This is a genomic window from Peribacillus sp. FSL E2-0159 (assembly GCF_038643155.1).
Classification (GTDB): Bacteria; Bacillota; Bacilli; order Bacillales; family DSM-1321; genus Peribacillus; species Peribacillus simplex.
In genome coordinates, this window is sequence record NZ_CP152053.1 from 153,771 (window position 1) to 165,690 (window position 11,920).

The following is an 11,920-nucleotide window of genomic DNA, read 5'->3' on the forward strand; positions in this document are numbered from 1 at the left end:
CGAAGTGATACCAGTTTTTTTACAAATGGGAAACGGGATGAAATCAGTAATGGAGCGGTTTGACGCTATACAGACCTTTTCATGGAGTTGCAGAGAGTGTTTTATAGACAACTTATCCTAGTGTAACATTCCCTTGACAATGAATCTGGGAGAAGTTAATATAATATGGTATGTATTTTAATCCCACGATAAGCCCCGGAAGTTTATTGTGATTGAAAATAAATATAAAAAATTAAAAAGTTTTTTAGGAGGTTAACCATGCGTACGACATTTATGGCGAAAGCTAATGAAGTAGAACGTAAATGGTATGTGATTGACGCTGAAGGCAAAACTTTGGGTCGCCTTTCTACTGAAGTAGCATCCATTCTACGTGGTAAACATAAACCAACTTTTACACCGAACATTGACACTGGTGATCATGTAATTCTTATCAATGTTGAAAAAATCCATTTGACTGGTAAAAAATTGACTGACAAAATTTATTACCGTCACACTATGCATCCAGGCGGTCTTAAAACTAGAACTGCTCTTGAAATGCGTACAAACTACCCTGAGAGAATGCTTGAACTTGCTATCAAAGGTATGCTTCCAAAGAATTCTCTTGGTCGTCAAATCTACAAAAAATTACACGTATACGCTGGAGCTGAGCACCCACACGCTGCTCAACAACCAGAAGTATACGAATTACGCGGATAATTACTAAGGAGGTTACTATCTTGGCACAAGTTCAATATTATGGTACTGGTCGCCGTAAGAGCTCAGTAGCTCGTGTACGTTTAGTACCAGGCGAAGGTCGCATCGTTATTAACGGTCGTGACATCAATGAATATATTCCTTTCGCAGCATTACGTGAAGTTGTTAACCAACCACTAGTTGCAACAGAAACTACTGGAAATTACGACGTTCTAGTAAACGTTAGCGGTGGTGGATACACTGGTCAAGCTGGAGCAATCCGTCACGGTATCGCTCGTGCATTGCTTCAAGTTGATCCAGAATACCGTCCATCTCTTAAAACTGCTGGTTTACTTACTCGTGACCCACGTATGAAAGAACGTAAAAAATACGGTCTTAAAGGCGCACGTCGTGCACCTCAGTTCTCAAAACGTTAATTCTATTACCGTTTCAAGGCTCTCAACCATTTTGGTTGGGGGTCTTTTTTATGCCCGGAAAAAGCTTTTGACCGTCACATCATGCTTCATGAACCTTTGGATTTGGCAGTTTCTTTTGTTTCAGTATCTCTTTCAGTTTCACGTTATTATTCAGTGATGGATTGTGTGGAACTGAAAGATATTAAAAAAACAAAGCATATCTGAGATATCCCAGATATGCTTTGTTTTAAATATGTGATTTACTTTCGTTTTTTTTGATTGCGGCTTTTTTAGGCATGAAGCATGTAAAAATTAACGCCACAAAAGATAAGATTAACATAAAAACATAGGCATCACTTGAGCCAAAGATAGAAGCTAATGCCTCTAGTTGTATAGCTGGAATGTTTGCATTTTGCATTGATAGCTCAGAGGCATGTATAGTTGCTTGCATTGTATACACTGTGATGACGACTGCTGTGCCAATAGCACCTGACAATTGGCGAATGGTATTATTTACGGCTGAACCATGGGAACCCAATTCTCTTGGTAAAGCATTTAACCCAGCAGTATTTAAAGGCATGGTTATAAAGCTTAATCCAATTCGTAAAATAATGGTGCGAACCATTAAATAGATATAGGTTGTGGATTCGTTTATATCAATGACTCCCCACATCGAAACAATGATAAATAGTAAACCTGTAATAAAGAGTGGTTTAGCACCGTATTTATCATACATCTTACCTGTGATGGGGGATAAGAAGGCATTAATGACAGCTCCAGGTAATAACAGTAAACCTGCTTCAAATGCTGTAAAACCTCGTCCATTCTGCAAGTAAAGTGGTAAAAGTATTAAATCCGCATACATAATCATTGTAATTAGGACGTTGATGAAAGATGTGAGAGTGAAAATTTTATACTTAAATACGGATAAATTTAATAATGGATCATTGGATTTCATTTGACGTATACAGAATAGAGTCGTCACGATTATTCCGACGATAATGGTAGTTATGACAACGAGATTATCCCATCCCTTGCTTCCTGCGCTACTAAATCCAAATAAAATACAGCCAAAACCAATCGTTGATAAAATGACACTTGTGATATCTAACCTTGCTTTTGTTGTCTCCGCAACATTCATTAAATATTTGAATGCTAGAACAATGACGATTAATATAAAAGGGGTTAACCCAATAAATAGCCATCTCCATGAAATATACTCAATGATAAAACCAGATAAAGTAGGAGCGATAGCAGGAGCAAAAATCATCGCAAATCCGATTGTCCCCATAACACTTCCACGCTTTTCGCTAGGATATAAATACAAAATAACTGTCATCATTAGAGGCATAATAATCCCGGCACCAATTGCTTGAATCATTCTTCCCGTTAACAACATGCCAAAATTCAACGCACATGCACAAAGTACAGATCCAATGAACAAAAAGAACATCGAGCTAATAAATAGCTGCCTTGTTGTAAACCGCTTCATTAAAAAAGCCGTAATCGGCACTAAAACACCGTTTACTAGCATAAAGCCTGTTGATAACCATTGTACAGTTGCAGCCGTTACATGAAATACGTCCATTAAGCCACTCAATGCAACATTTAATAAAGTCTGATTTAATGTTGATAAAAAACAGCCAGCAATCAATACAATTAATAAAACTTTTTTATTTCCTTCTGTTATGTCCATTTCTTTCGACAACCCCTTTATTTTTGACTTGCATTCTCAACATCGTGTCGATAAAATCGATGGTAACAAAAATATGTGTTCCTTACCATGAACAGTTTTCTTGAAGATGTTCACTAATCGACATAGAGAATATATGCTGTTGTGGAAGTCAGGGAAAAATCTATAAAGGAGTTTAAAATGTCTATATCTAAAAAAGAAGATCCTCGTACAATTCGGTCAAGGGAAATGTTTAAAAATGCGGTCATTGCTCTCTTATGCGAGGATCCCGCAATTTCAAATTTAACGGTTCAGAAAATTGCAGCCAAAGCAGGATTAAATCGGACAACATTCTACTTACATTATCAGGATATTCAAGATTTACTAAAGCAAATCACGGATGAGATTTTAAATGAGCTTTCTGATAAAATTGTTGCTTTAATACATGCAAAAGATTTATCAGAAAAACAACAGCTAACACAATTGCTTGATTATTTATATATCCATCGAAATTATTTACTTATTTTATTTAAAATGAATCAGTTCGAGGACCAATTGTTTTCATTATTAAAGCAATTAGTAGAAATAAGAAGGAAGAATACCAAGAAGGATTTACCTGCTGATTATGTTGACTTTGATATTAAAACGGCCTCATTGGTAGGCATTATAATATGGTGGTTAAGAAAGGGGCTTCATTTTAGTTCAGATTATATGGCCAATCAAATTTATTTGATGTACAGAGTGTAATGATTCTAAATTCGTTTGTATGAACCTTGAATTTCATTAAGGGCGCAGTTTCGTTCAATTATTTGGTTGGGTGTGTTTTTTTATGCCCGGCAAAAGATTTGACCACATTTCCAGCATCGGATGCAAATGAAACGCCGCGGAGACGTTGGTGATAGTTGAGTTCCATTTGTTTACACATGAGTTTATTTGTGTAATACAGAATTTTTTGTAAAATCCATATTTATTAAGTTTCCGATTAGGAGTATGATAATACTTAAAAAAAGAAAGAGGACTTCATATGAATTCAACATACTCACCGATTGTAACAACTAAAACAAAAGCCTTGGTCATCAATGCGCTATTCATTGCATTAACCCTTGTAGCGACAATGTTCATCAACATCAAGCTCCCAATAATGGGTAACGGAGGCCTAATCCATCTGGGTAACGTTCCCCTTTTTATAGCAGCTTTGGTATATGGCAAAAAAACAGGAGCGATAGCAGGCGCCTTCGGTATGGCCTTCTTCGATCTTTTCTCTGGTTGGGCAGCATGGGCACCGTTTACATTCGTCATCGTGGGAGCTATGGGCTTTCTAGCCGGCCTTATATCCGAAAAGGTACCGGGCAAAAGAGAATTAGTATACACTTTCGCCGTTGCCGTTGCATTGATTATAAAAATCGTCGGCTACTATTTTGTTGAAGTTATTCTTTATGGAAACTGGATACAGCCATTTGGCTCCATCCCCGGAAACGTAATGCAGGTCGTGATAGCCGGTATAATTGTAGTGCCGCTTGCTGGACGATTAAAGAAAAGAGCTGGACAGATATAAAGTGAAACAAATATAGGAAGCCATTTCAAACTTTGTATTGCACCACCGTTTAAATGTTGTAGGGCGCTCTGAATAAAAGACATCCTGCTAAGTAAGCGGGCATTAAATGACTTTTGTTATATCATGTTAGAAAAGGACATCCGTTTACCAGGGATGTCCTTTTTATCTTAATAGATCACAAAGCCTGAAGGTGCCATACAGGTTGGCTGGATAATTAAAGGATAAACACGACATAAATCATTAGTATTGATCAAAGTCCAAAGGGACATGCGCAGTGAGCGGCCCAAGTCAGCAAGGTCAGCCTCGGGTAGCAGCTTGAGTGGCGGGTTACGGGGGATAACTCCAAGCTTTCCAGGACCATTATTACCCTTGCAGGAGACTTTCATCATCCGAAATGTGCAGTCAGCACTTTAACAGGTTTCTTATAGAAGATAGCATATCGCATACCGATAGGCCTTTTTCAATTACCAGACAATCCTATCCTGATTATTTTTTGCCAATGGAATAAATGAATGGTTCAAAATAGAACGCAAAAACTAAATTATGTCTTGGGAAATAATTTTGGGAAATGGGGAATCGCCCCGGAGGTGAAATATGGCTGTGATATTAGGTTTACAGGAGATGCAAAGGGAAAGGCAATTGAAGTTCGAACGTAGATTGCTCAGGGAACTTTCCATCGAGGATATGAAGGGAAGGATTCAGCGTTACTTTGGACAGGATTTGATGGATGTTTTGGAGGAAGGCTACTTTGATGTTGCCATCGAGGCTTATTTATTAGGAGCGAACTATAGTAAGTTTGGCTATTATGGTGAGTCGGAAGAAGATGTAAGGGCCAGGTGTTGGAAGGAAGAGAAGTTTTTGGTCGATACGCTTTTTAACTTTATTTTGTATTGGCGGGAAGTTACAGCGAATAACGCTTTCGATGAAGGTTTATTTTATTGCTGTGAAGGGTTTGTGGGGGATTGGTGGCTGGACGGCTTTAAGACTGGAGAAAAACGATATAAAATGAAACTGCATTAAGAAGGCAAAAATCCCATTCCTTGTTCTAATTCCATGGTTTGTCCCATACTTTTTAGTAGAGAGATCATGGAAGGGGAACGGTCATGCGCAGAAAGCTGAAATATACAGGAATCGCTATGGGATTGTTTGTCCTTTTTTTAATTGTGACTTTTAAATTTGTTGAAGATGATTCATGGGACTCCTGGAACCTTCCGTTGGCAGGTAAGGTCATCATTCTGGATGCAGGTCACGGAGGAATGGATGGCGGGGCAAATGTACAAGAGGTAATGGAAAAGGAAATTGCCCTTTCCGTTTCATTAAAGGTCAGGGACTATTTACAGGAACAGGGTGCCCTTGTCATCATGACCCGTGAGAAGGATGAGGATTTGGCACAGGGTAATACGAAGGGGATCCGCCAGCGAAAACAAGAGGACTTACGGAATCGGGTTGAAATGATCAATGATTCGGAAGCGGACTTATTCTTAAGCATTCATTTGAACTCTTTTCCATCAGCGTCATCGAAAGGTGCACAGACATTTTATACAAGCAGGTTCGAGGAAAATGAACAGGTGGCAAAATTCATTCAGACTGAAATCATTAGAAACCTGGAAAATACAAAGCGTGATGCAAAAACGATTAATAATGTGTATTTGATGAATAATGCAAAGAAACCGGGAGCACTTGTGGAAATTGGATTTCTTTCCAATTCTGAGGAAAGGGAACGTCTTATCAGTGATAAGTATCAAGAAAAGGTTGCCAGTTCGATATATATGGGTATTTTACGGTACTTTACAGAGGGGAAACTATCTGATGAAGAGTGATGTCTGGGTCTTGTAAGGTACAAGGCCTTTTTATTATGGGAAAATAATCTGGTTTCGGATGCAGGGTAGATAATAAGCTTTCTTTTCGTAATATGTTATACTGAAAAATGGGAAAATAAATTTCAAAGGGGTGCTCGACTTGTTAACAGAAGAGAAAGTGCTGAATTTATTAAAGGATCTAAAAGACCCTTTTCTACATAAAAACCTTGAAGAGACAAATGGAATTATAGAAATCAAAATAAAACCTGAAAAGAATCATGTAAGCGTTAAACTTGCGATTGCGAAAACGGGGACTGCCGAACAAATGCAAATGCAATCGGAAGTTGTGGACTTGCTGAAAACGAACGGAGCGGAATCTGTAGGCATCCGTTTCACGGAACTTTCAGAAGAGGAGTTAGCTAAGCATCGTGAAAGCATTCCTCAGGATGAGGCGGGCCAAGGTTTGCTTGGGCCTAACAGCAAGACACAATTCATTGCGATCGCCAGTGGTAAAGGCGGGGTGGGAAAATCTACGATTTCAGTTAATTTCGCTACTTCACTTGCTCGTTTGGGTAAAAAGGTCGGACTGGTTGACGCCGATATTTATGGATTCAGCGTACCTGATATGATGGGGATAACAAAAAGACCGGTTGTTCGCGGGGAAAAAATCATTCCTGTAGAACGCTTTGGCGTCCAAGTTATCTCCATGGGCTTTTTTGTAGAGGATAACGCGCCGATCATCTGGAGAGGACCGATGCTGGGTAAAATGCTTAACAGTTTCTTTAATGAAGTGGAATGGGGAGATTTGGATTATTTGGTCCTTGACTTACCGCCGGGTACAGGTGATGTTGCTTTGGACGTTCACACGATGCTCCCTTCATGTAAAGAAATCATCGTTACGACACCGCATCCGACTGCAGCCTTCGTTGCTGCTAGAGCTGGTGCCATGGCCATCAAGACAGAACACGAAGTCATTGGTGTCATAGAGAATATGTCATTCTTCGAAAGTAAAACGACTGGTGAAAAAGAATATGTATTCGGAAAAGGCGGCGGCGTGAAGCTTGCAGAAGAGCTTCGGACAGAAGTTTTAGGTCAACTTCCCCTGCAACAGCCAGATTGGAATGAAGAGGACTTTGCTCCATCGATTTACGCAGCGGACCATAGGCTTGGCAGGATTTACGAGGACATTGCTAAAAAGGTCATTGAAAAACTACAATAAAATGAAGGCTGATTCCAATTGGAATCAGCCTTCATTTTATTCTTTTTCCTTTTTCTCCTTGTTTTCCTTCTCTACCGCTTTAGTGGCTGCTTTATCCAATCTTTCTTGCATTTTCGCTTGAACGAGCGGACTCTCCATTGTTTCGATGATCAGCTCTTTATAGACGGCACGCATTTCTTTGGTTTTTAATAATTTATTCATTTCTTTTTCCATATCCGGTTCTTTCATTATTTCCATGAGCATTCCACGATACTGAGGATCAGCAGTTAAGTCCTTCAATACCTTTTTATGTTCATCTTCTAATGCTTTAGCATAAGCGGAGGCAAATTCAGGATCATTAAATGTCTTTTTCCAAAATTCCTTCCCTTTATCTGAAGTGACCATATCTTCAATGGATTTCTTAATGACATCGGAATCCATAATAAGTTCAGCTTTCGTTTTATCATCAGCTATGATATCCTGGATGGCTTTTTTTCCATCATCTGTCTTCAAGATATCAACGACCATTTTCTTTGTCTCTTCATACTCCATTTTTTCTGCGCCTGTTCCATTTTGTGCACAACCGGAACAAACGAGTAAGAATGACGTGAAAAGCAAAGCAACTCCCACTCTCATACGCAGGGCCCCTTTCATACTTCATATTGTTAATATGGTTCCAATCGGCGATATTATTCCTTGGTGGAATAAGTGGATTTTTCCAAATTTGGTTGGTACAATTAAGGAAATGAAATAGAAATGTATGGAGGAAAACAATGAACAGCCGTAATTTAGTTAAATTGTTTTTAACAACATTGCTTATAGGTGGCGTAACGGGCGGAGTTGTAGGGTTCTTGGCTCGATGGAGTGAGTTTAAGCCTTATTTTTCTTCTTTTGAAGTCAGTGCCATCCTATCAACTTTTATTTGGTTATTCGGTGTTGGATTAATTTTCAGTGTCATAAGCCAAGCCGGCTTTTTTGCCTATTTAACGATACATCGTTTTGGTCTAGGGATATTTAAAAGCGCTTCCTTATGGAATGCCGTTCAGCTTGTACTCATTCTTTTTGTTGTATTCGATCTTGTTTACCTGCGATATCTTAGCTTTGGTTCAGGCGAGGGGATCAGTTCCTACATCGTGTTAGCATTGGTTGTATTGGCCGCGGGGCTTGTTACAGCTTATTTTAAAATGAAACAAACGAATAAACAGTCGTTTATACCGGCCTTATTTTTCATGGTCGTGGTCACGGTTTTGGAGTGGATACCTGTCCTAAGTGCCAATGATGAAAGCTGGCTTTACTTCATGCTGTTTCCGTTGCTAGTCTGCAATGCTTATCAATTATTGGTCCTGAGCAAATTGATTGAACGGTCACAAAAGGAATTGGCCAGTAAAAGAGGGCGTAAGCAAACTCCAGCAAAGGGAAAAATGAAGGCCGGTGAATTAGGTAAAGGCAGCTAACCTATATGTAAGTCGGGCCATACATAGGGAAGTCAAAACAAAAAACTGCGTACTAAAGGTTCATGGAAACCATTAGTACGCAGTTTTTTCATTCAGCGGATTTCCTCACTGCTTGCTGATGAATTGGAAATCATTTCGGAAACGTTAACGAAGTTTAAATTTTTTGTTCGTAGTTCACTTATTAACTCTGGCAATGCCTTATTCGTTTGTTTTGCTGAGTCTGAAGCATGTAATAAGATGATATCACCCTTTTGGGCCTTGGTGATGTTCTGAACGATCCGTTCCACACCTGGATTGGTCCAATCCTTTGAATCGATGCTCCAATGGACAACGGTGTATCCGAATTTCTCACTGATCTTTAAGAGGCGTTTATCAAAGTGACCGGTGGGAGCGCGTAAAAGTTCTATATTTTTTACGTTAAGCTTTTTAAATGCTTCCTGGGCTTTAGAAATATCCCGGATGATTTCTTGATCTTCCATTTCGGAATAATCCTTATAATCATAACCGAGGATGCCGATTTCATATCCTTCTTTCACAATTTCGGCTACTATATCCGGATGACGTTCAGCCCAAGATCCCGATAGGAAAAAAGTGGCAGATTTAATCTTTTCACTTTTTAATGTCTTTATTATCGGAGCGGCTTTCTCATCACCCCAGCCAATATTGAACGTGATCGCAACATTCTTTTCCCCTTTATAAACCGCTTTCGGCCCATCCTCTGTAGAAAAAACGGGGGCATGAAGAATGTTTTGTACAAAAAGGAACCAAGCGGTAAAAAGTGCCGTAAGTAAAATTAACGAATAATATTTGATGTTCTTGGCTCGAAGCACCATGAAAAATTTCATTAATCCATCCCCTTGTCCATAAGACTCTTGTCTTCAAATTTATGCGCGAGGATTATTGTTATGCAAAAAAATCAGTTGAAAATTCATAAAATTGATGGGAATGGGGAAAGCTGTCTGATGGAGGTGTGAACCATGCTGGGTTTATTGATTAATGACAAAGAAAAGATGGAATTGGAGTACCTTTTAAAAAGAGAGATGGATGAAATATTATTCGATTTGCAGGATGACAGAATTGACCACTTAGTAAAAAGGGCAATAAACGAGAAATATAACATCCTTTTCAGGCTGTTTAAAAGGGTGAGCACCAAGGAGGAATGCCTAATGTATATGAGGGGAAAAACGAATTTATCCAAGTGGAATCAGTCATAATATTTAAAAGTGAATTATATTCAAAAAATCTATTGACTATTAATTTATACGCTGTTATATTATAAAAGTTGCTGCAACATAAAAGCTTTTGAAAAAGAATGAAAAAAACTTTTTTAAAAAACTTATTGACGAAGTGGCAATAAGATGTTAAGATATTAAAGTCGCTAAGAGAGATGGCGAACAAATTGCTCTTTGAAAACTGAACAAAACAAAGCGCCAACGTTAAATTTTAAGTGAGCACACACTATTAAAAAAGCAAATGAGCAAGTCAAACATTTCTTCGGAGAGTTTGATCCTGGCTCAGGACGAACGCTGGCGGCGTGCCTAATACATGCAAGTCGAGCGAATCGACGGGAGCTTGCTCCCTGAGATTAGCGGCGGACGGGTGAGTAACACGTGGGCAACCTGCCTATAAGACTGGGATAACTTCGGGAAACCGGAGCTAATACCGGATACGTTCTTTTCTCGCATGAGAGAAGATGGAAAGACGGTTTACGCTGTCACTTATAGATGGGCCCGCGGCGCATTAGCTAGTTGGTGAGGTAATGGCTCACCAAGGCGACGATGCGTAGCCGACCTGAGAGGGTGATCGGCCACACTGGGACTGAGACACGGCCCAGACTCCTACGGGAGGCAGCAGTAGGGAATCTTCCGCAATGGACGAAAGTCTGACGGAGCAACGCCGCGTGAACGAAGAAGGCCTTCGGGTCGTAAAGTTCTGTTGTTAGGGAAGAACAAGTACCAGAGTAACTGCTGGTACCTTGACGGTACCTAACCAGAAAGCCACGGCTAACTACGTGCCAGCAGCCGCGGTAATACGTAGGTGGCAAGCGTTGTCCGGAATTATTGGGCGTAAAGCGCGCGCAGGTGGTTCCTTAAGTCTGATGTGAAAGCCCACGGCTCAACCGTGGAGGGTCATTGGAAACTGGGGAACTTGAGTGCAGAAGAGGAAAGTGGAATTCCAAGTGTAGCGGTGAAATGCGTAGAGATTTGGAGGAACACCAGTGGCGAAGGCGACTTTCTGGTCTGTAACTGACACTGAGGCGCGAAAGCGTGGGGAGCAAACAGGATTAGATACCCTGGTAGTCCACGCCGTAAACGATGAGTGCTAAGTGTTAGAGGGTTTCCGCCCTTTAGTGCTGCAGCTAACGCATTAAGCACTCCGCCTGGGGAGTACGGCCGCAAGGCTGAAACTCAAAGGAATTGACGGGGGCCCGCACAAGCGGTGGAGCATGTGGTTTAATTCGAAGCAACGCGAAGAACCTTACCAGGTCTTGACATCCTCTGACAACCCTAGAGATAGGGCTTTCCCCTTCGGGGGACAGAGTGACAGGTGGTGCATGGTTGTCGTCAGCTCGTGTCGTGAGATGTTGGGTTAAGTCCCGCAACGAGCGCAACCCTTGATCTTAGTTGCCAGCATTCAGTTGGGCACTCTAAGGTGACTGCCGGTGACAAACCGGAGGAAGGTGGGGATGACGTCAAATCATCATGCCCCTTATGACCTGGGCTACACACGTGCTACAATGGATGGTACAAAGGGCTGCAAACCTGCGAAGGTAAGCGAATCCCATAAAGCCATTCTCAGTTCGGATTGTAGGCTGCAACTCGCCTACATGAAGCCGGAATCGCTAGTAATCGCGGATCAGCATGCCGCGGTGAATACGTTCCCGGGCCTTGTACACACCGCCCGTCACACCACGAGAGTTTGTAACACCCGAAGTCGGTGAGGTAACCTTTATGGAGCCAGCCGCCTAAGGTGGGACAGATGATTGGGGTGAAGTCGTAACAAGGTAGCCGTATCGGAAGGTGCGGCTGGATCACCTCCTTTCTAAGGATAATTACGAGAGCGCTTTTGTTTTGTTCAGTTTTGAATGAGTAATTCATTCAAATAGGAAAGACAAACATCACGATGTGATGGATTCTTTCTGCTTTGTTCCTTG

The 11,920-nt window shown here is 40.7% G+C and carries 12 protein-coding genes and 1 rRNA gene; 10 read left to right on the forward strand and 3 right to left on the reverse strand.

The features are described 5' to 3' along the window. The first annotated feature begins 258 nt into the window (after positions 1-258). Both rplM and rpsI read left to right on the forward strand, forming a co-directional pair. Positions 259-696, forward strand: a complete 438-nt coding sequence (gene rplM / locus NYE63_RS00870) for a 50S ribosomal protein L13 (protein WP_034304960.1) — start codon at positions 259-261, stop codon at positions 694-696. 20 nt (positions 697-716) lie between these two features. Next, complete coding sequence (gene rpsI, locus NYE63_RS00875; RefSeq protein WP_034304957.1) at positions 717-1,109, forward strand: 30S ribosomal protein S9; 393 nt, start codon at positions 717-719, stop codon at positions 1,107-1,109. A 226-nt stretch (positions 1,110-1,335) separates the two neighbouring features. Here rpsI and NYE63_RS00880 read toward each other — a convergent pair whose 3' ends face one another. Next, positions 1,336-2,784, reverse strand: a complete 1,449-nt coding sequence (locus NYE63_RS00880; RefSeq protein WP_342603739.1) for a DHA2 family efflux MFS transporter permease subunit — start codon at positions 2,782-2,784, stop codon at positions 1,336-1,338. A 177-nt stretch (positions 2,785-2,961) separates the two neighbouring features. Here NYE63_RS00880 and NYE63_RS00885 point away from each other — a divergent pair, with 177 nt between their 5' ends. The 5 genes from NYE63_RS00885 (at position 2,962) to NYE63_RS00905 (ending at position 7,333) form a co-directional block, all read left to right on the forward strand. Then, the gene (locus NYE63_RS00885; RefSeq protein WP_342603740.1) at positions 2,962-3,507 is read left to right on the forward strand and encodes a TetR/AcrR family transcriptional regulator; all 546 of its coding nucleotides are present in this window, start codon (positions 2,962-2,964) and stop codon (positions 3,505-3,507) included. A gap of 277 nt (positions 3,508-3,784) precedes the next feature. Then, positions 3,785-4,315, forward strand: a complete 531-nt coding sequence (locus NYE63_RS00890) for an ECF transporter S component (protein WP_342603741.1) — start codon at positions 3,785-3,787, stop codon at positions 4,313-4,315. A 594-nt stretch (positions 4,316-4,909) separates the two neighbouring features. After that, positions 4,910-5,335, forward strand: a complete 426-nt coding sequence (locus NYE63_RS00895; RefSeq protein WP_342603742.1) for a DUF2521 family protein — start codon at positions 4,910-4,912, stop codon at positions 5,333-5,335. 83 nt (positions 5,336-5,418) lie between these two features. Further along, complete coding sequence (gene cwlD / locus NYE63_RS00900) at positions 5,419-6,135, forward strand: N-acetylmuramoyl-L-alanine amidase CwlD (RefSeq protein ID WP_342603743.1); 717 nt, start codon at positions 5,419-5,421, stop codon at positions 6,133-6,135. Positions 6,136-6,274: 139 nt separating this feature from the next. After that, positions 6,275-7,333: an Mrp/NBP35 family ATP-binding protein gene (locus tag NYE63_RS00905; RefSeq protein ID WP_342603744.1), complete on the forward strand. Its 1,059-nt coding sequence runs from the start codon at positions 6,275-6,277 to the stop codon at positions 7,331-7,333. A 36-nt stretch (positions 7,334-7,369) separates the two neighbouring features. Here NYE63_RS00905 and gerD read toward each other — a convergent pair whose 3' ends face one another. Continuing rightward, positions 7,370-7,948 (reverse strand): spore germination lipoprotein GerD, encoded by a 579-nt coding sequence (gene gerD, locus NYE63_RS00910; protein WP_063235815.1) that lies wholly within the window; start codon positions 7,946-7,948, stop codon positions 7,370-7,372. 137 nt (positions 7,949-8,085) lie between these two features. Between gerD and NYE63_RS00915 the strand changes: the two genes are divergently transcribed. After that, complete coding sequence (locus NYE63_RS00915) at positions 8,086-8,766, forward strand: KinB-signaling pathway activation protein (RefSeq protein WP_063235816.1); 681 nt, start codon at positions 8,086-8,088, stop codon at positions 8,764-8,766. Positions 8,767-8,858: 92 nt separating this feature from the next. On the opposite strand, the gene pdaB is transcribed toward NYE63_RS00915, so the two are convergent. Further along, complete coding sequence (gene pdaB / locus NYE63_RS00920; RefSeq protein WP_342603745.1) at positions 8,859-9,611, reverse strand: polysaccharide deacetylase family sporulation protein PdaB; 753 nt, start codon at positions 9,609-9,611, stop codon at positions 8,859-8,861. Positions 9,612-9,743: 132 nt separating this feature from the next. Between pdaB and NYE63_RS00925 the strand changes: the two genes are divergently transcribed. Together NYE63_RS00925 and NYE63_RS00930 are read left to right on the forward strand one after the other, a co-directional pair. Further along, positions 9,744-9,980, forward strand: a complete 237-nt coding sequence (locus NYE63_RS00925; protein WP_342603746.1) for a hypothetical protein — start codon at positions 9,744-9,746, stop codon at positions 9,978-9,980. 277 nt (positions 9,981-10,257) lie between these two features. Next, positions 10,258-11,808 (forward strand): 16S ribosomal RNA (locus NYE63_RS00930). Positions 11,809-11,920 lie beyond the last annotated feature (112 nt).

What these genes read in the sequence shown, in the direction of transcription:
- gerD (WP_063235815.1), bottom strand. Translation starts at nt 7,948, where the DNA reads ATGAGAGTGGGAGTTGCTTTGCTTTTCACGTCATTCTTACTCGTTTGT.
- NYE63_RS00895 (WP_342603742.1), top strand. Translation starts at nt 4,910, where the DNA reads ATGGCTGTGATATTAGGTTTACAGGAGATGCAAAGGGAAAGGCAATTG.
- NYE63_RS00885 (WP_342603740.1), top strand. Translation starts at nt 2,962, where the DNA reads ATGTCTATATCTAAAAAAGAAGATCCTCGTACAATTCGGTCAAGGGAA.
- NYE63_RS00890 (WP_342603741.1), top strand. Translation starts at nt 3,785, where the DNA reads ATGAATTCAACATACTCACCGATTGTAACAACTAAAACAAAAGCCTTG.
- pdaB (WP_342603745.1), bottom strand. Translation starts at nt 9,611, where the DNA reads ATGAAATTTTTCATGGTGCTTCGAGCCAAGAACATCAAATATTATTCG.
- NYE63_RS00925 (WP_342603746.1), top strand. Translation starts at nt 9,744, where the DNA reads ATGCTGGGTTTATTGATTAATGACAAAGAAAAGATGGAATTGGAGTAC.
- rplM (WP_034304960.1), top strand. Translation starts at nt 259, where the DNA reads ATGCGTACGACATTTATGGCGAAAGCTAATGAAGTAGAACGTAAATGG.
- NYE63_RS00915 (WP_063235816.1), top strand. Translation starts at nt 8,086, where the DNA reads ATGAACAGCCGTAATTTAGTTAAATTGTTTTTAACAACATTGCTTATA.
- NYE63_RS00880 (WP_342603739.1), bottom strand. Translation starts at nt 2,784, where the DNA reads ATGGACATAACAGAAGGAAATAAAAAAGTTTTATTAATTGTATTGATT.
- cwlD (WP_342603743.1), top strand. Translation starts at nt 5,419, where the DNA reads ATGCGCAGAAAGCTGAAATATACAGGAATCGCTATGGGATTGTTTGTC.